Origin of the sequence: Streptomyces sp. NPDC007157, assembly GCF_040634235.1 — a bacterium.
Taxonomy (GTDB): Bacteria; Actinomycetota; Actinomycetes; order Streptomycetales; family Streptomycetaceae; genus Streptomyces.
In genome coordinates this window covers 314,640-330,803 of record NZ_JBEYFE010000004.1, presented here as the reverse complement: position 1 = coordinate 330,803, position 16,164 = coordinate 314,640, and the positions used below count along the sequence as shown (strand labels likewise).

The following is a 16,164-nucleotide window of genomic DNA, read 5'->3' as shown; positions in this document are numbered from 1 at the left end:
CACGGTGGAAGTGAACTGCCGGTCGGCGCCGCGCGGAGCACTTCCCCCTGCTGATGTCGACTGACAGCGATGACCGGCGGTGAGGCGTGGAGGCCGCTGAGGCGTCGGCGGAGGCCGGGCAGTTCTTCAGACCCCCGAGTGGCCCAGATCATTGCCTGCGCCCCGCTCCGTCAACTCGCGGATCCGAGGCGGAAGGTGACGGAGGGGGATGGCTGATCGGCGCGAGCCGACGGTCACGCGGGACCTCTGCCAACGCGGTGCTCGAGTCCGCGCCCGGTCGGTTCGGCCGGGATCACCGGTCGGAGTGGGCGAGCAGCCCGGTCAGGTAGATCGCGATCGAACGTTCGAGCGTCGCGGCGAAGGGGGTTCGGAGGAAGACGAGACTCGGATCGCCGGCGTAGGCGGCACGCACGGCCTCCGCCGGATGGCTGTGCGTCCACAACGCTCCGACGAGAACGATCGTCATGCTGGCTGCTTCGGCGGCCTCCCGGTCGCCGAGCTCGGGCAGGATCTCCCGCAGCATGTCCGCCAGTCCGGCAAGACCGTCGTGGGCCCCCCGCTTGTATCTCGCGGCCACCTCGGCGGAGACGTTGTGCTCAAGGATGCCGGCCTGGGCGCTGAGCAGTTCGCAGAGCATCTTGCGGGACGCGAACGATGTGGCCAGACCTGACGCCACCGACTCGGCTCTCGTGATCGCGGAACCGGTCCGGTCGATGGAGGCGGGCAGCTGATCGACCACCTCGGCCAGGAAATCGCGGGTCAGGCTCTCCAGGAGGTCCAGCAGGACCGCCTCTCGCGACTCGAAGTAGCGCATGACGTTGGACTTCGCCAGTCCCACGCGGCGGCTGAGCTCGTTGAGGCTCACGGCCGAGACCGGCATCTCACTGAGCATGGTCGCCGCCGTCTCGAGGATGCTCCGGCGGCGGACTTCGCGCTGCTCCTCGCTTCTGGCGCGCTGGAACGTATTCATACCCATATGTTACAGACCAGCGGTCCCTTGCGTAAAGACCGCAGGTCTCTTATGCTCGAAGAGCCCGCCGGTCTGTTAGGTGGGGCGGAACCGCCGATCGCCCTGGACCAGCCTCCGCCCGGCGCCTGACTGCTTCCAAGCCCCAGTGCGCTGGGCCACGACTCGCAAGGAACGGCAATGACGAAAAAGGTAGCCCTGGTCACCGGTGCCTCCTCAGGTATCGGCGAAGCCGCCGCTCGACAGCTTCAGCAGGCCGGCTTCATCGTCTACGGCGCGGCCCGGCGTACCGACCGGATGAACGACCTGGCGGCGTCGGGCGTGCGAACGCTCTCGCTCGACGTCACCAGTGAGACCTCGGTGAGCAACGCGGTGGCCGAGATCATCGCGGCCGAGGGTCGCATCGACGTTCTCGTCAACAACGCCGGCTACGGCTCGTACGGCGCGCTGGAGGACGTTCCCATGGAGGAGGCCCGCGCACAGATCGAGGTGAACGTGTTCGGCCTGGCGCGCCTGACCCAGCTGGTCCTGCCGCACATGCGCGCCCGACGAAGCGGCACCATCGTGAACATCAGCTCCATGGGCGGACGGTTCGCCACGCCCATGGGCGCCTGGTACCACGCCAGCAAGTACGCCGTCGAAGGCCTCAGCGACGCGCTGCGCCTGGAACTCAAGCGGTTCGGCATCGACGTCGTACTCATCGAGCCCGGCTCCATCCGGACCGACTGGGGTGCGATCGCGGCCGGCAAGCTGCGTGCCACCTCCTCCCACGGCCCGTACGGCGAGCAGGCCGACGCGATGGCCACGTCCCTGGAGCGAAGCTCGCGGCCGGGCACCCGCATGACCTCACCCGCCGCCGTCATCGGCAAGACCGTGGCCAGGGCGGCGACCGCCCGGCGTCCGCGCACCCGCTACCGCGTCGGTTTCGGAGCGCGCCCCCTCATTCTCCTCAGCCGGCTGCTGCCGGACCGCACCTTCGACGCGCTCGTCAAACGCTCGTCCGGTGTACCGGCGTGAAGGCCCTCGCTCCGAAACCAACTCGCAAGAGACGGAAAGACCATGACTGAATCGACCGCACCTCGGCCCAAGGCCCTGATCGTCCTGTCGTCGGCACGCCGGCTCCCGCTCAGCGCGCCCGCCGGCCACCCCGGGATACCGACCGGATTCTTTCTCGTCGAACTCGCCGCCGTGATGGCGGAGTTCGAGAGGGACTACGACTTCATCCTGGCCACGCCGGACGGCCTGCTGCCGCAGCTCGACATCAACGGACTCGCTCTCAACTTCCAGGCGGGCGGGAACCTCGGTCCCGCCACCGCCCGCACCGCCATTCAGAGCGGAGTCGAGCGCTTCGGCCCCGAGAAGCTGCGCGAGAGGAACCCGGACCTCCTCAAGCGCCGCGAGAGCGAACTCGCCCTCGCCCACCGGCTTCTGGGCCGCATCCCGGTCTCCGAGCCGCTTCCCAGGACGGACGCGGAAGCCGTCTCCGTCCGGGGCGACGTCGTCGCCGGCTTCGAGGCATCGCCGCAGCGCGAGTACCTGTCCGTCCAGCAGCTGATCGAACGGCACCGCGACCCCGCCTCCGGCTTCTCGCTCGCGGACCTGGCCTTCGTGCACATGCCCGGCGGACACGCCCCGATGGTCGACTTCAACAACAACCCGTGGATGGGGGAGTTGCTCAACACGCTCCACGAGGTCGGCGTACCGATCTCCCTCATCTGCCATGCCCCGGTGAGCCTGACCTCGGCGCGCTACCGGGTCGACGGCGACGGGAAGGTCACGACCGATCCCGACCACGCCTTCAAGGGCGCACGGATCACCACCGTCCCCAAGTACGGCGAAAAGGTGATGCTCGCGTCCGGGTATCCGAAGGTGCCCGGCGAGCGCACGCGCCTGACCTACTACGTCGACGTGGCACTCAAGGAGGCCGGTTACGACGTCAGCCTCACCCTCAACCCCTCGGCCGCCAAAGTGGTCTGGGACGCCGACCACTCCCTGCTGACCGGCAACGGACCCCAAGCCGTGGATGAGCAGGCCGCCCGCCTGGCCGAGATCGTGCGCGGCCGGTCACGCGCCTCCGTGTCGCGCACGCATTAGAGGTACCCGGCCCTCCCCTTGGGCGCTGTCGTCCAGCCAGTGGACCGTCGCGCCGTGAGGGCGCGCCATGGCCGGCCGTGGCGGTCGCGGCCGAGTCCGCCGACGGGTGATCAGCCGGCCTGAACAAACAGAAGGTGTTCAAGCCGACCAGTTCAGCACGTCCGCCGGCAACCTCGATGTGCGGATGCCGAACGCGTCACTGTCCGGCCCGCTCGACGCCATGCACCTGAAGGCGGAACTGCCCCAGGGCAAGGGGAGCCTGGACCTCACGCTGAAGGCCGTCGGCCCCACGCTGTACAACAACTGAACCGGCCTCTTCCCCTTCCTGGACGACACCAGCTACTACTACTCGCTCCCCAAATCTGCGGACCACCGGCACCCTCACGCTGGACGGCTCGACCAGACACGTCACCGGCACCTCCTGGCTCGATCGCCAGTGGGGCAACTGGAACTGGGACACGCTGCACAAGTGGACCTGGATGGCCGTGCGGCTCAACAACGGTCAGGTCCTCAACCTGTGGGACATGTTCGACAACAACGGAGAAAAGCACCGGGCGACCGTCCTCGGCCCCAACGGCACGCACCGCGTCGTCTCCGTCAATCCGCTCGCCCCGCAGGGCGCCCACTTCGAAACCAGCCCCACGACCGGCCAACGCTACGCCGGGAAATGGACCGTCACGATCCCCAGCCTGAACACCGAACTCGTCGTGACCGCCAAACCCGTGCTCCAGGAAATCCAGGCCGACCAGCCGTTCACGCCAGGAATCGACGAGGCCGACTCATCGGTGCGCGGCATCTACCAGGGGCAACCGGTCACCGGCGACGCCTACGTCGAGCAGTTCGGCCTGTGGAAGTAGAACGTGTCCGACGGCCCTTGGAATATCCGCCGGCCAGGCGAACTCGTCTTCCGCGTAGCCGACGGATCCGCCGACGACATCGACAACGGCCGAAGGCCTGGCAGGATCTCGGAGGAGTCCGCGGAGCTGCGAGCAGCGCGTCGACGGATCCGTGAGTTGGAAACCGAGCTTGAGATCGTCCGCAAGGCCGCCGAGTTCCTCGGCGAGGAAAAGCCGGCCCCAAAAGGCTCTACCCGGCGATCGACCGTCTCGTCGACGCCGGGGCACCGGTCGATCGACTATGACTGATCGAGGAAGTCCCGGATCGTGACGTCGAGTGGGCGTGGCCCGGAACACCGTTCACGTCCGGCTGCGCCGGATGGCCACCGACGGCACGCTCAACCCTTCCAGCCGTCGGGTCGACCCCGCCGCCCTCGGGTACGGCCTGGCGGCCCTCATGTCTCTCGCGGTCACCACCAAGGCGATTCTCGCCATCGACGGCGTGGGGCCGGACCAGCACCGCCATCTCACTGGCTGAAGTGATCCCCTACCGTCCCCGCTCCCTCTTGAACCGTCTGGCGAACGGAGGATGACGTCGGCAACGGGTACCGCCGCGACCCCCACCCGGGCCGCCCTGAATGTCGACGCACCTGCCGACAGCAGCTCCGGAGCCGAAAACTGACGATGCATCAGGTCGTCGTAGATCCGAGTACGCCGGGCGCGCTGCCCAGTGTGGGCACGGGATCGGTCGGGAAGCGTGCTGCGACCCGGGCGGCGGTGACGGTGGCCCGGTGGGTGGTGATCGCCAGGCCTGCCACCGCGATCACCACTCCGCTTGCGACCAGGATCCACCAGCCCGGGTGACTGGCGGCTGCGAAGCCTGAGCGATCCCGACCCCCGCTGCGCGCGGCGACGATCGAGCCCAGGGCGGCGACGCCGAGGTTGTTCCCGATCTGGCGGCCGGTGGTGGTGATCGCGGCGGACACTCCGGCCTGGGCGAGCGGCATACCGGCCACCGCCGAGCTGGTGATCGGGGTGTTGACCAGGCCGAAGCCGATGCCCAGCAGCATGTATGCGGTGAGCAGGACCGCCCATGGCGTCGTCGCGTCGAGCGTGGTCAGCATCAGCGCGGAGGCTGCGATCAGCAGTCCGGCGGCGACCAGCGGCAGCCGCGGACCACGCGCGGCGGTCAGGTGCCCGGACAGCGGTGAGGCGAGCGCGATGCCGGCGGCCATCGGTACGGTCAGCAGGCCCGCGTGCAGCGCGCTGCATCCGCGCACCTCCTGCAGATACAGGGTGTTGAGGAACAAGAAGCCGGACAGCACGACGAATGCGGTGACGGCGACGACGAAGGCGCCGGTGAACGGGATCGAGCGGAAGAACGCCGGCTCCATCAGCGGCTGCTCGCGGCGGCGTTCGTAGCCGGGCAGTGCCACGGTGGCGACCCCGGCCAGGAGAAACAGACCGATGATGGGCGCGCTTCCGTAGCCCCGCCGGGAGCCTTCGATGATCGCGAAGATCAGCGAGGTCAGGATCGCGACGACGAGCACCTGGCCAACCGGGTCGGGGCGTCGCGGTGCCGCGGCCCTGGACTCGGGCACGAAGACCGCAGTCAGAACCAGGGCGGCCACTCCGATCGGGATGTTGATCCAGAAGATCGAGCGCCAGCCGGCCGAGGTGACCAGCAGGCCGCCGACCACGGGGCCTGCGGCCAGGGACAGTCCGACCGTGGTGCCCCAGAGCCCGATCGCGCGGGCGCGCTCGCGCGGGTCGGGGAAGGCGTGGGTAATGATCGACAGGGCGACCGGGTTGAGCATGCTGGCGCCCAGGCCCTGGGCGACCCGGAAGGCGATGAGCCAGCCCAGAGTCGGGGCCAGGGAGCAGGCCAGCGAGCCGGCGGTGAACAGGGCCAGTCCGGCCTGGAATACCCGGCGTCGTCCGATGCGGTCGGCGGTGGATCCGGCCAGCAGCATGAACGCGGCGACCGCCAGGGTGTAGGCGTCGACGGTCCACTGCAGGCCGCTGACCGGCGCGCGCAGATCGCGGCCGACCGCAGGCAGCGCCACGTTCACCGCGGTGGTGTCCAGGGCGGTGATCAGCAGGCTCAGGCAGCACACTGCCAGAACCAGCCCTCCCCGTCGACGGCCACCACCGGTCAGGGACGTATACGTGGTCATGTCCATCCCCCTCGCTCGTGCGCGGTTTCGTGCGAGTCGCCGGGCGGCTCGCCGTCGGGCTTGACCTCGCTGTCAACGGAACTGGCCAGGACACGCTCGTGCTGTCGACCTGAAGATCGCTGTCGTGGAGGCTGGTGGTGAGGACGCCATCCGGTCGCGGGTATGGCGGTCAAAGTTCGGTCCTGATGCCGGGTTCGACGATGCGGACGCTGGTTCCGGGGGCCAGGTCGCGGGTGGCATCGCGGTAGCTCTGCGGGTTCTTGTCGCTGTGGGTGATCAGTCGGTCGCCCAGGAATCCCTTGGTAAAGGCGTAGTGGTGCGGGACGGCCAGTTCGGGCCGCAGGATTGCGGTCAGTTCGGCCGCCTCGTCGGCGTTCATGACGACCTGCATGTTGTCGGCGGGCCGGATGTACAGGCCATTGGTGGGCAGCAAGGCCACGGAGATGTGCCCCAACCGGTCAGGGATCTCGGCGAGTTCGGGAATGAGCATGGTGTCTCCGGCGAAGTACACCGCGTCGGCGCCGGCGCGCAGGACGAAGGTGACCTCGTAGACGCCGTGCTTGGCCGGGGTCGCGGTGATGGTCACACCGCCGACCTCCACGTCCTGCCAGGGCTTGAGGGCGGTGACATCGGTGAAGCCGTGTCTGCGGGCGGCGTCGACGACGGTTTCGGCGACGAACAGCGGGACCGAGCGGTCGCGGTAGGCGGCGAAGGCCTCCAGGTCGCAGTGGTCGTAGTGGTCGTGGCTGATCAGCACGCCGTCGAGCCGGGGGAGGTCGGGGATGCCGATGGCGATCGGTTCGCCTTGGTAGTAGCCGGGCCTGGTGCTGAACCAGGGATCGGTGAGGAAGGTGCGGCCGCCGATCTCTATCAGATGGCAGCTGTGGGTGACACGGGTGACCGCGGTCCTGGGCATGGTCGGATCTCCTTGGGTGGCGGGGGTCGGCAGGCGGGTCGCGGCTCAGCGGGCGAAGACGGAGAAGTCGGTGTCCGCGCTGTCCCAGATCGCGTCCACGACCTGGTCGGGCGTCTCCAGCTGCGCGTTGTGACCGGTGGCGGGCAGCAACTGGAACCGGGCCAGGGGGATCGCAGCGGCGTAGGCCCGGCCGTAGTCGGGGTCCACGATCCCGTCACTGTCTCCCCACAGCACCAGGGTCGGGATCTCCAGCGTCCCCAGGCGTGCGGCCAGGGTCGGGTCGGTCATCGCGGCGCCCGCGTAGACGGCGATCGCGGCGCGGTTGCCGGCCGCGACGGCCAGCGCCGCGGGAGGCAGGGTGGCGGCGTTGAATCGGAACGGGTCGGGATGGTGGAAGCTGAGCTCGAAGACCTGGTCCGTGGTCAGGGTGAAGAAGTCGGCGACGGGGTGGCCCGGGACCTCGATCCCGACGGCGTCGATCAGGACGATGCCGCTGACCCGGGGCGACTTCAGCAGTGCGATCTCGGCGGTGATCCAGCCGCCGATGGAGTTGCCGATGACGGTGACATCGCCCAGCTCCAGCTGGTGGAGCAGCGCCTGGTAGAGCGCGGCCAGACTGGCGACGGAGTCCAGGGCCCCGGGCCGGAGGGTGCCGCCGAAGCCCGGATGGGTCGGGACCAGCACGCGCACGTCGTGGGCGGCGGCGAACCTCTCGGCAAACCCGGTCACCGACTGCGGGCCGGCGCCTCCGTGCAGGAGCAGGAACGGCTGCCCGCCCCCATAGTCGGCGACGGACACCTCGACCGGGCCGATGCCGTCGAGGCTGACGGTGTACTGCGTGGTGGTGCCCATGGCGTTCTCCTCGATCGTTGCTGGTCCCGGCTGTCGGACGGCAGGCGGGAACGTTGCGCACGGCGGGTTGTGAGTGTGGGCGATCAGGCGAAGCCGGTGACCGGTTCGGTGGCGTAGCGGCTCATCGCCTCGATCGCGGCCTCGGGGGGCAGCGCCGGCCGTCGGCGATCATGTCGCGCAGGTCCCGGGAGTAGTTGACGTACAGGTCCGGGGTGAAGGTGTTGAGCAGGACCGCGGTGCCGTCGGTCGGGTTGGCGAAGGTGGGTGCGGCACTGGGCGGGATCATGACCAGCGTTCCGGCGGGCGCGTCGTACTCGGTCTCTCCGACGGTGAACCGGGTCGCACCGGACACCACGTGGAAGCCCTCGTCGTGCCGGGCGTGACGGTGCTGCGGCGGCCCGTCGGCGTGCGGGGCCAGCGTGGTCTCCCCGATGCCCAGACGGTGATCGGTGGCGCTGCCGCCCCGGCGGCCGTTACGCGAGGTGCGGATTGCCGTTCGAGGCGCCGAGGCCGCCGTCGACGCGGATGTGGGCTCCGTTCACGTAGCTCGCCGCCGGACTGGCCAGGAACGTGATGACGGAGGCCGCCTCGGCTGGATCACCGAAGCGTTGCAGCGGTACCCGGTTGAGAGCGGCGGCGACGATCGCGTCGTTCCGCAGGAATCCCGCGGTCATGTCGGTGGAGATCATGCTGGGGTGGACGGCGTTGACCCGCACGCCTTCCGCGCCGTGGTCGAGCGCCATGGCGTTGGTCAGGTTGGTCACCGCGCCCTTGGCGGCGTCGTAGGCGGCCAGCCCCCAGTCGCCGCCGAGCCCGGAGGCCGAGCCGACGTTGACGATGCTGCCGCCCACGGCGCGCAGATACGGAAGCGCGGCCCTGGAAGCGAAAAAGACCCCGTCGACATCGGTGGCCATGACGCGTCGCCAGCCCGCCGCATCGATGTCGGACACGGAGCCCAGCGGCTCGCACCTCGCGGCGTTGTTGACCAAGGTGTCCAACCGGCCGTGGTCGCTGGCCACGGCTTCCACCAGCTCGGTGATCTCCTCCTCGTCCGAGACGTCACCGACCCGGGCGATCAGCGTCGAGCCCGCCGGCGCATCGGACACCACCTTGTCCAGCTTCGTCTGCGTCCGGCCGACGATCACCACCGTGGCGCCTTCGGCTGCGAAGAGGCGGGCGGTGGCCGCGCCGATGCCCGATCCACCGCCGGTGACGATGACGACCTTGCCAGTGAACGTGTCTCCAGCCATCGGAAATCTCCAATCCCTCATGAGTCAAGTGATGTTGTCTGCCGCCCGTCTTCGTGGTCCGGGAAGGATTCCTGTCCCTCACGGCGCCGCGACCTCTCTGTCCAAGGCCTTTCTGACGGCCCGTGGTCCGGACCGTGGTGATAGTCCGTCGCGGCGTGAACGGTGGTCCACGAAGATGCGGAAACCGCGCGGCTGCGGGTCATGGCAACCGTCTCGGTGATCCCCCAGCGCCGGCAGACGGCGCACCACGCCCCTGCTGTCCCCTTGAGGCCACCGGGGAACGCAGACCCGCACCATGTCGGAGGGTGGGCCGCGTGCGGTCCGCGAGCACCACGGTGTACCTCCTCGCGTGTATGCCCCAAGCCGGAGCAAGGGGTTGTCCCTGCCACTGAAGCCTAGGAAGATCGGAAGAGTGCAGGCTTGAACCACAGCGCCATCCGGACGGAATATCAGCGCCAGGCAGCGCCGGAGGGGCGAAGGCAGAGGGAGGGCCATGCCGAACAGCACTGGGGTGAAGACCGACGAGTCACGTGCTGCGGCCTCCGGCGAATCCGCGCCCCCGGACAAGGGCACCGCATCGGGAGCATTCGACGCCTTCCGCAGCGGCTGGGAGACGGAGATCGGCCACGATTTCCCGCTGCCGACCTTCAGCCCGGAAACGACCCGTGACTTCCGGGTCAAGAGCCGTGCCACCACAGTGGGTAACGTAGCGATCACCGATCTCCACGGCGCGTCGGCCATCCGGACCGAAGGCCCCCTGGGCGGCATCGAGGGCCAGGTGCGGATGTACGTCGTCCAGCACGGCTCCTGGACCCTGGGCGCCCCGCTGGCCCGCACCGAACAGACCGTGCCGGCCGGACAGTTCCTCATCCGCCACATCGGACGGCCCCTGCACTTCGAAACCGTTCCGAACACGACCGCGAAAGTCCTCGTCCTGCCCGCCGCCATGCTCAAACCACTGCTCGGGGAACGACAGAGCGTCTGCGGGCCGGCCGACTCCGCCGAGGTGCGGCTGCTGGTGGCCCACTCGAACATGATCTACGAAACAGTCGCCGACCTCAGCCCGGCCGGAGTCCAGGCCGCCCACAGCACGCTCATCGAATTGGCCAAGGCGGTCGCCAGACGCCGGTTCGACGACGCAGAACCCCAACTGGCCCCGGCCCTCGCGCAGGCCGCAAAAGACCTCGCTGACAGCCGCCTCGCCGACCCCGAGCTGTCCGGGACGATGCTGGCCCGTGAACTCAACGTCTCCGTACGCAACCTGCAGCGGGCATTCGCCGCAGCAGGGGAGTCGGTGGCCGCCTACATCCGCCGGCGACGACTGGAAGAAGCCCGACTCGCCCTCACCGCCCCCTCCGGTCGGCTGAGCGTCTCGGAACTCGCCGCCTACTGGCAGTTCTCGGACAGCAGCCACTTCACCCGGACCTTCAAGAAGCACTACGGCCGGACGCCCACCGAGTACGCCCGCTCGATGAGCCCCGACTCGAACTCCCCCGCGGAGTCGACCGGCTAACCCGTCATGCGTGCTTGGAGACGCACTCGGTCCCCCGGCCCGCCTGCGAGGAAGAGCACCTCGGCCGACTTCACGCCTGCCGCGCCGAACCAGTGGGGCGTGTGGGTGTCGAACTCGGCCGCATCGCCGGGGCCGAGGGACAGGATGGCATCGGCCAGGAACAGTTGGACCTCGCCGACCAGGACGCACAGCCATCCGTAGCCGTCATGCCGCTGCGGGGCGGGGCTCTGATGCGGGGGCAGGATGAGCCGGTAGACCTGGATCCCGCCGAGGTGGTGGGACAGGCGCTGTGCAGCGATGCCGCTTCGCCGGCTCGGCGACTGGAACACCGGCGGCTCACCGGCGTGCTGGGCAACGTCGAGCAGTTCCTCCAGAGGGGTCTGGTAGGCGGCCGCGAGCGGGACGAGCAGGTCGAGCGAGGGCCGACGCTTGCCGGCTTCCAGACGCGACAGCGTGGAGACGCCGATACCGGTCAGCCGCATGACTTGATCGAGTGTCAGGTCAGCGGAGCGGCGGAGCGTACGAAGTCTCGGGCCTATCTCGGCGAGAGCTCGTGCTACTTGGTGCTGCTGGGGGACCACTGACACAGATGCCATGGCCGACAGTTTTGCAGTTCCCGCAAGTTCGTGGACCCGGCCCTTCAGCACGGCGGACGATCGCGGCGCACAGCACTTCATGGGCTTCCCGACGATTTCAAGAAAACAGGACGGTGGTGCGAGATGACCGGACAGCGATCCGCCGAGGACCGGATGAGATTCTTCGTCGAACAGGTCCAGGAGCAGGGACGGTTCGAGCTGATCGACGATCTCGTGCGTCCCGACTTCCGCAACCGCACCGTCGAGCCGGGGCAGCACGACGGCCGGGAGGGAGTACGCGAGGTCATGGCCGCCCTGCACGAGGCATTCTCCGAACTGCGTGTCGAGATTGTGCACTGCATCGGGAGCGGAGACTTGGTGGCCACCCACAAGGTGTTCCGTGCCAGGCACACCGGTCCATGGTTCGGTGTTCCCGCGTCCGGCCGACGGGTCGAGTTCCGGGTGATGGACCTCGTTCGCTACCAGGACGGGCAGTGGGCCGAGCACTGGGCCGTCGCCGACGGGGTCAGTCTGCTGCGCCAGACCGGCGCCCTGCGCTGACCGTCAGGCGCGACGATCACATCCGTCGCCGAGGAGCACAGGGTCGGCACCAAGACGGGAAATCGAGGGAACTCGCGGGAGCTGCTGACACACCGTCAGAACATCCGCCCGGGGCAACAGCATTGCAGGTCAGGCCCAGGACGCCACCGGCACGAACGAACTGTCCTGGCGGGACAGTCCACACGCTTCCGCATACCACCTCTGACCTGCGAGGCAGCACACCGAGCGAAGACCGCGTCACGGCTTCCGCTGCCCTTCTCGGCATCGGTGTTGCTGCGGCTTCACACGAGGACACCAAGACCATCAGGGTCCTGTACGGAACGGCGGCAGAGCCGGACTCCATAACGGCGGAAGCGGGTGTATAGCGTCCCCCACGGCCCGTAGCGTTCCGGTAGGTCGCGCCAGGAGATCCCGGTCCGGATCTTGCAAACCATCCCGTTGATGACCTGCCGGTCCGCCACCCGCGGCCGACCCGTCGCCGCCCGCGGTATCAGCGGAGCGAGTAACTCCCGCTCCTGATCGGTGAGTTCACGACGGCGTATCACCCCACCACGATCCACCACCCGATGGCCTCTGAAGACGGACCCCAGTTCCACCAGGCCACTCAGCGCGGCTCGATCCACAGATCTTGACCATGGCTTTCCACGACGGCAAGAGAGTGACACACTCCGCGTTTCGTCGACCACTCCGCGTTGCCATGCTGAGACGATGATCAGGCTTACCGGCCAGGACTACTCGCTCGGCCACACCCTTTTGCCGTAGGGCGCCGAAGAGACGCCGTAACAGCCGCCTTCTAAATCGAAGGCGCATTCGACAACCTAGCGGTAAGGAGCGGCCACATGAGCGGTAAGATCGCGCTCGAAGAGCACTTCAACCTCCCAGAGTTCAGCGATGAAGTCCCGCAATACGTCAACGCCGAGACGATGCGGGACATCAACCGGCGCCTCCTCGACCTGACCACGGAGCGGTTGGCGGAGATGGACGCCGCGGGTATCGACTACTCGCTGCTGTCACTGACCTCGCCCGGCGTGCAGGGGGAGACCGACCCGCGGCTTGCTGTCACCCGCGCCCGGAAGGCCAACGACGACCTGGCCGATCTTGTGGCCGCCAATCCCACCCGCTTCGGCGGGTTCGCCGCCCTGCCTCTGCAGGACCCGACGGCAGCCGTCACGGAGCTGGAACGCTGCGTGACCCAGCTTGGATTCCACGGAGCGCTGGTCAACGGCTACACCAACATCGGTGATGCCGAAACCGGTTGGTACTACGACCACGAACGCTACCTGCCGTTCTGGGAGCGCGTCGAGGCGCTCGGCGTGCCGGTCTACCTGCACCCCCGTGACCCGCTGCCGGGCAACCAGGGTATCTACGAGGGGCATCCGGAGCTGTTCGGCGCGGTGTGGACCTTCACCGTGGAGACCGCCACCCACGCGCTGCGCCTGATGACCAGCGGCCTGTTCGACCGCTTCCCCAACCTCACCGTCATTCTCGGCCACCTGGGCGAGACCCTGCCGTCCAACATGTGGCGCATCGCCCACCGCGCCTCCTACATGGGCGACCTGATCAAGTTCAAGAAGCCACTGACCCACTACCTGCTCAGCAACTTCTACGTCACCACCTCTGGCAACTTCCACACCCAGACGCTCAACGCGGCCGTGGCCGAGATGGGCGTCGACCGCGTGCTGTATTCCAGCGACTACCCGTATGAGTCCATGCGCGAAGCCTCCGACTGGTTCGACAACTCAGCCATCAACGACAACGACCGGGCCAAGATCGGCCACCTCAACGCCCGACGGCTCTTCCCCAACATCCCGGAGAAGATCGGCTAGGACCGTGGGTCGGTAACCACTGCCGCGCCGACCCGGATGATCTTGCGCGACTGCCCGCGCCGACGACAGCGTCCGCCTTGCCCGACCGCGGCTTCGACGGCGGCAAGCTGGTCGACGGCCACAAGCGGCACGTCGTGGTCGACACGCTCGGCCTGCTGCTTCGCGTGATGGTCACGAGCGCGGACACCGGCGACCGCACCACCGCCCAGGTCCTGCTCCTGATCGGTGAGTTCATGACGGCGTATCACGACACCATGATCCACCATCCGATGATCTTTGAGGACGGACCTGGTTCTGAGAGGACTTCTGCCAGCGGCGAGCTGGGCGAATACGGGCGGTTCACGCGTCGCCGGGCGGCTCTCTCAACTGACCGTTTGTGAGAGACCCGAACCGGAACTGGCGCTGCCGCCGACCACGGTTCCCGTGTTCCCCCGAGGCTGTCATCCCCATAGGGCAGCGAGCCTGCGCCATTCCTCCCTCGGAAGTTTGTCCCTGTGGGTGCCGGTGACCACCTGGAGGGCCACGTGGTCCCCGCCTGCCTGATGGAAGGTGTCGATGCGGTCGCGGATGCGGTCCTCGTCGCCCCAGGCGAAGACCGCGTCGATCAGGCGGTTGCTGCCGCCCTCGGCCAGGTCGGCCTCGGTGAAGCCGTGCCGCAGGAAGTTGTTGGTGTAGTTCGGCAGGGTGAGGTACATGGCGAGGGCGCCGCGGGCCAGCGCGCGGGCCCGGGCCGGGTCGGTCTCCAGAACCACTTTCAGCTCCGGGGCGAGCAGCGGGCCCTCGCCGAGGATCTCGCGGGCCTGGGCGGTGTGTTCGGGCGTGACCAGGTAGGGGATGGCGCCGGCCGCCCGCTCGCCGGACAGCTTCAGCATCTTGGGGCCCAGCGCGGCCAGCACCCTGCTGTCGGCGGCGACGCCGGCCTCGTCCAGCTCGTCGAGGTAGCGGGTCATCGCCGCGTACGGGTGGCTGTAGTCCTTCACTACCCGGCCGTGGCTCACGCCGAGACCCACCAGGTAGCGGCCTGGGTGCGCCGATTCCACCTCGGCGAAGCCGGCCGCTGTCGTGGCGGCCTCCTGCTGCCAGATGTTCAGGACGCTGGTGCCGACGAGGATGCGGCGCGTCGCCCCGATCAGCGGGGCGGCATGGCCGGCGGTGCTGTTGTTGCCGAGCCAGATGGCGCCGTACCCGAGTTCCTCCAGCTCGGCCGCGGCCTCGTCCAGTTCTCCGCGCCGGGCCGGGTCCTCCGAGCGCAGTTCGACGCTCCAGGCGCCGTACCGGCCGACTCGCTGCTTCAGGGGGACTGTGGTGTCGCTCATCGGGTGTTCCCTCCGGGTGGTGGGCTGTGCCGTGATCATCACGTCTCCAGCCACTGCCGACCGGAGGGCGTTCCGGGTCGATTCCCGCCGTTCCCTCAGTTGGTCGAACGGCCCATAGGACGTCGACCGGCCCCTACTGGCGAAGGCGGATTTCCGCGGCGGCAGGTCGTGCGGAAAGCGGAAACAGGTCCCACTGGCAGCCGGTGGGGCCGCGATGGACGAGCGCGTTGACGACCTCCCGCATCTCGTCGCGGCCCTGGCGGCCGCTCACCGACGGGTGTGCGGCCCTCCACGCGGCGACCACCGGCTCGATCAACGCCCACTGCCCGTCGGACAGGTCGGTCTTGCAGGGCTCGCGCTCGCTCACGGTGTCCAGCCCTGCACGCACGAGTCCACCGACCGGCTGGGATGCCGCTGTGCCACACGTTCAGCGTGCCGCGCAACGCGAAGGACAAGCTGTTGGAGCCCGCCGAGGGGGAGGGCATCGGCCCGGACCGAGACGAGCCCTTCCCGCTCGCCGAGACCACCATCCACTCCTGGGTGCACTACATGGAGGCCTTCGGCGAGTTCCCGACCGAGCTGAGCGAGTACGCCAAGCTGATGAAGGAGCTGACCGCGGCATGACCGACCGTATGAAACCCCCGGCCCGACGCACGGGTGGTCGCGCCTTGGGCGGTGTCAAGAAGACCACCTCGCCGCCACCTCCCCCGGCCGCCGAGCTCACCCCCGAGCAGTTCGCCGCTGAAGAGGCAGCTACTGGCTGCGGGTGACAGCTTGCACCGTCGGTCGTGCTGACGGGTGACGATGAGCATCGTCACCTCACTCCTCCAGCACGTGGAGAAACCAACGAGGCCCCCGGGGCTGTGGTGCGGAGACGTCGGACATCTCGCTCAACAGTGTTCGGGGGCCTCGCCGTCACGTCAGTGGCCTCGCCCGATCAGTGATCAACTTCAGAAGACTCGTTGTGAACGCCTCGGGTGAAGCAGAAGGAGATGGGAGCGGCGCGGTGATGATGCGCCCTGCTGCCGAATTCCGGACACCCTGCGTGCCGCCCTGGGTGTTCCCGGTCCCGCCCTGCGTCCCACCCTGGGTGTTCCCGGTCCCGCCCTGCGTCCCACCCTGGGTGTTCCCGGTCCCGCCCTGCGTACCGCCCTGGGTGTTCCCGGTCCCGCCCTGCGTACCACCTTGGGTGTTCCCGGTCCCGCCCTGCGTACCGCCCTGGGTGTTCCCGGTCCCGCCCTGCGTACCACCTTGGGTGTTCCCGGTCCCGCCCTGCGTACC

General features: G+C 68.6%; 20 protein-coding genes and 3 pseudogenes. 13 read left to right on the top strand and 10 right to left on the bottom strand.

The annotated features are described in order from the left end of the window. Window positions 1-292: 292 nt before the first annotated feature. Window positions 293-970 (bottom strand): TetR family transcriptional regulator, encoded by a 678-nt coding sequence (locus ABZ642_RS09440; RefSeq protein WP_360479707.1) that lies wholly within the window; start codon window positions 968-970, stop codon window positions 293-295. A 177-nt stretch (window positions 971-1,147) separates the two neighbouring features. Between ABZ642_RS09440 and ABZ642_RS09435 the strand changes: the two genes are divergently transcribed. The 7 genes and pseudogenes from ABZ642_RS09435 (at window position 1,148) to ABZ642_RS09405 (ending at window position 4,435) form a co-directional block, all read left to right on the top strand. After that, the gene (locus ABZ642_RS09435) at window positions 1,148-1,984 is read left to right on the top strand and encodes an oxidoreductase (RefSeq protein WP_360479704.1); all 837 of its coding nucleotides are present in this window, start codon (window positions 1,148-1,150) and stop codon (window positions 1,982-1,984) included. Between the two features lie 42 nt (window positions 1,985-2,026). Further along, window positions 2,027-3,061, top strand: coding sequence for a hypothetical protein (locus ABZ642_RS09430; protein ID WP_360479701.1), 1,035 nt, complete (start codon window positions 2,027-2,029; stop codon window positions 3,059-3,061). Between the two features lie 184 nt (window positions 3,062-3,245). After that, window positions 3,246-3,368: a hypothetical protein gene (locus tag ABZ642_RS09425; RefSeq protein ID WP_360479698.1), complete on the top strand. Its 123-nt coding sequence runs from the start codon at window positions 3,246-3,248 to the stop codon at window positions 3,366-3,368. 55 nt (window positions 3,369-3,423) lie between these two features. Beyond that, window positions 3,424-3,495: pseudogene (locus ABZ642_RS09420) on the top strand (hypothetical protein); the annotation flags it as partial. 45 nt (window positions 3,496-3,540) lie between these two features. Next, a complete protein-coding gene (locus tag ABZ642_RS09415) occupies window positions 3,541-3,918 on the top strand; it encodes a lipocalin family protein (protein ID WP_360479695.1) in 378 nt (125 codons plus the stop codon). Window positions 3,919-3,921: 3 nt separating this feature from the next. After that, a complete protein-coding gene (locus tag ABZ642_RS09410; RefSeq protein ID WP_360479692.1) occupies window positions 3,922-4,206 on the top strand; it encodes a hypothetical protein in 285 nt (94 codons plus the stop codon). Between the two features lie 34 nt (window positions 4,207-4,240). After that, window positions 4,241-4,435 carry a hypothetical protein gene (locus ABZ642_RS09405; protein ID WP_360479690.1) on the top strand — a complete coding sequence of 65 codons (195 nt, stop codon included), beginning with the start codon at window positions 4,241-4,243 and terminating at the stop codon, window positions 4,433-4,435. 151 nt (window positions 4,436-4,586) lie between these two features. On the opposite strand, the gene ABZ642_RS09400 is transcribed toward ABZ642_RS09405, so the two are convergent. The 5 genes and pseudogenes from ABZ642_RS09400 to ABZ642_RS09380 all read right to left on the bottom strand — a co-directional run bounded on the left by ABZ642_RS09400 (window position 4,587) and on the right by ABZ642_RS09380 (window position 9,092). Continuing rightward, the gene (locus ABZ642_RS09400) at window positions 4,587-6,074 is read right to left on the bottom strand and encodes an MFS transporter (protein WP_360479687.1); all 1,488 of its coding nucleotides are present in this window, start codon (window positions 6,072-6,074) and stop codon (window positions 4,587-4,589) included. 169 nt (window positions 6,075-6,243) lie between these two features. Further along, complete coding sequence (locus ABZ642_RS09395; RefSeq protein WP_360479684.1) at window positions 6,244-6,990, bottom strand: MBL fold metallo-hydrolase; 747 nt, start codon at window positions 6,988-6,990, stop codon at window positions 6,244-6,246. Between the two features lie 45 nt (window positions 6,991-7,035). Then, window positions 7,036-7,842, bottom strand: coding sequence for an alpha/beta hydrolase (locus ABZ642_RS09390; protein ID WP_360479681.1), 807 nt, complete (start codon window positions 7,840-7,842; stop codon window positions 7,036-7,038). 83 nt (window positions 7,843-7,925) lie between these two features. Beyond that, window positions 7,926-8,332 (bottom strand): annotated as a pseudogene (locus ABZ642_RS09385) (cupin domain-containing protein). After that, entirely contained in the window at window positions 8,316-9,092 is a 777-nt protein-coding gene (locus tag ABZ642_RS09380; protein WP_360479678.1) for an SDR family oxidoreductase, read from the bottom strand. The pseudogene ABZ642_RS09385 and the gene ABZ642_RS09380 overlap by 17 nt, the downstream one beginning before the upstream one ends. Before the next feature lie 493 nt (window positions 9,093-9,585). On the opposite strand from ABZ642_RS09380, the gene ABZ642_RS09375 reads away from it, so the two are divergent. Further along, a complete protein-coding gene (locus tag ABZ642_RS09375; protein WP_360479675.1) occupies window positions 9,586-10,605 on the top strand; it encodes a helix-turn-helix domain-containing protein in 1,020 nt (339 codons plus the stop codon). Here ABZ642_RS09375 and ABZ642_RS09370 read toward each other — a convergent pair. Further along, on the bottom strand, window positions 10,602-11,201 hold the full coding sequence (locus tag ABZ642_RS09370) for an XRE family transcriptional regulator (protein WP_360479672.1): 600 nt from the start codon (window positions 11,199-11,201) through the stop codon (window positions 10,602-10,604). The two genes, ABZ642_RS09375 and ABZ642_RS09370, sit on opposite strands and share 4 nt — an antisense overlap. A 123-nt stretch (window positions 11,202-11,324) precedes the next feature. Here ABZ642_RS09370 and ABZ642_RS09365 point away from each other — a divergent pair, with 123 nt between their 5' ends. Then, window positions 11,325-11,741: an ester cyclase gene (locus ABZ642_RS09365; protein ID WP_360479669.1), complete on the top strand. Its 417-nt coding sequence runs from the start codon at window positions 11,325-11,327 to the stop codon at window positions 11,739-11,741. Window positions 11,742-12,022: 281 nt separating this feature from the next. On the opposite strand, the gene ABZ642_RS09360 is transcribed toward ABZ642_RS09365, so the two are convergent. Next, window positions 12,023-12,286 (bottom strand): transposase, encoded by a 264-nt coding sequence (locus ABZ642_RS09360; protein WP_360480196.1) that lies wholly within the window; start codon window positions 12,284-12,286, stop codon window positions 12,023-12,025. Between the two features lie 294 nt (window positions 12,287-12,580). Here ABZ642_RS09360 and ABZ642_RS09355 point away from each other — a divergent pair, with 294 nt between their 5' ends. Together ABZ642_RS09355 and ABZ642_RS09350 are read left to right on the top strand one after the other, a co-directional pair. Next, window positions 12,581-13,567: an amidohydrolase family protein gene (locus ABZ642_RS09355; protein ID WP_360479666.1), complete on the top strand. Its 987-nt coding sequence runs from the start codon at window positions 12,581-12,583 to the stop codon at window positions 13,565-13,567. A gap of 89 nt (window positions 13,568-13,656) precedes the next feature. Then, window positions 13,657-13,782: pseudogene (locus tag ABZ642_RS09350) on the top strand (transposase); the annotation flags it as partial. Between the two features lie 225 nt (window positions 13,783-14,007). Here ABZ642_RS09350 and ABZ642_RS09345 read toward each other — a convergent pair. Then, window positions 14,008-14,883 (bottom strand): LLM class F420-dependent oxidoreductase, encoded by an 876-nt coding sequence (locus tag ABZ642_RS09345; protein WP_360479663.1) that lies wholly within the window; start codon window positions 14,881-14,883, stop codon window positions 14,008-14,010. A 133-nt stretch (window positions 14,884-15,016) separates the two neighbouring features. Next, window positions 15,017-15,250: a transposase gene (locus ABZ642_RS09340; RefSeq protein ID WP_360479660.1), complete on the bottom strand. Its 234-nt coding sequence runs from the start codon at window positions 15,248-15,250 to the stop codon at window positions 15,017-15,019. Between the two features lie 65 nt (window positions 15,251-15,315). On the opposite strand from ABZ642_RS09340, the gene ABZ642_RS09335 reads away from it, so the two are divergent. Together ABZ642_RS09335 and ABZ642_RS09330 are read left to right on the top strand one after the other, a co-directional pair. Next, window positions 15,316-15,507, top strand: coding sequence for a hypothetical protein (locus ABZ642_RS09335; RefSeq protein ID WP_360479657.1), 192 nt, complete (start codon window positions 15,316-15,318; stop codon window positions 15,505-15,507). Beyond that, on the top strand, window positions 15,504-15,653 hold the full coding sequence (locus ABZ642_RS09330; protein WP_360479654.1) for a hypothetical protein: 150 nt from the start codon (window positions 15,504-15,506) through the stop codon (window positions 15,651-15,653). The genes ABZ642_RS09335 and ABZ642_RS09330 overlap by 4 nt, the downstream gene beginning before the upstream one ends. Window positions 15,654-16,164 lie beyond the last annotated feature (511 nt).

Excerpts from the sequence above, each read along its gene's own strand:
- ABZ642_RS09440 (WP_360479707.1), bottom strand. The coding sequence starts at position 970 with ATGAATACGTTCCAGCGCGCCAGAAGCGAGGAGCAGCGCGAAGTCCGC.
- ABZ642_RS09435 (WP_360479704.1), top strand. The coding sequence starts at position 1,148 with ATGACGAAAAAGGTAGCCCTGGTCACCGGTGCCTCCTCAGGTATCGGC.
- ABZ642_RS09430 (WP_360479701.1), top strand. The coding sequence starts at position 2,027 with ATGACTGAATCGACCGCACCTCGGCCCAAGGCCCTGATCGTCCTGTCG.
- ABZ642_RS09425 (WP_360479698.1), top strand. The coding sequence starts at position 3,246 with ATGCCGAACGCGTCACTGTCCGGCCCGCTCGACGCCATGCACCTGAAG.
- ABZ642_RS09415 (WP_360479695.1), top strand. The coding sequence starts at position 3,541 with ATGGCCGTGCGGCTCAACAACGGTCAGGTCCTCAACCTGTGGGACATG.
- ABZ642_RS09400 (WP_360479687.1), bottom strand. The coding sequence starts at position 6,074 with ATGACCACGTATACGTCCCTGACCGGTGGTGGCCGTCGACGGGGAGGG.
- ABZ642_RS09395 (WP_360479684.1), bottom strand. The coding sequence starts at position 6,990 with ATGCCCAGGACCGCGGTCACCCGTGTCACCCACAGCTGCCATCTGATA.
- ABZ642_RS09390 (WP_360479681.1), bottom strand. The coding sequence starts at position 7,842 with ATGGGCACCACCACGCAGTACACCGTCAGCCTCGACGGCATCGGCCCG.
- ABZ642_RS09380 (WP_360479678.1), bottom strand. The coding sequence starts at position 9,092 with ATGGCTGGAGACACGTTCACTGGCAAGGTCGTCATCGTCACCGGCGGT.
- ABZ642_RS09375 (WP_360479675.1), top strand. The coding sequence starts at position 9,586 with ATGCCGAACAGCACTGGGGTGAAGACCGACGAGTCACGTGCTGCGGCC.
- ABZ642_RS09370 (WP_360479672.1), bottom strand. The coding sequence starts at position 11,201 with ATGGCATCTGTGTCAGTGGTCCCCCAGCAGCACCAAGTAGCACGAGCT.
- ABZ642_RS09365 (WP_360479669.1), top strand. The coding sequence starts at position 11,325 with ATGACCGGACAGCGATCCGCCGAGGACCGGATGAGATTCTTCGTCGAA.
- ABZ642_RS09355 (WP_360479666.1), top strand. The coding sequence starts at position 12,581 with ATGAGCGGTAAGATCGCGCTCGAAGAGCACTTCAACCTCCCAGAGTTC.
- ABZ642_RS09345 (WP_360479663.1), bottom strand. The coding sequence starts at position 14,883 with ATGAGCGACACCACAGTCCCCCTGAAGCAGCGAGTCGGCCGGTACGGC.
- ABZ642_RS09330 (WP_360479654.1), top strand. The coding sequence starts at position 15,504 with ATGACCGACCGTATGAAACCCCCGGCCCGACGCACGGGTGGTCGCGCC.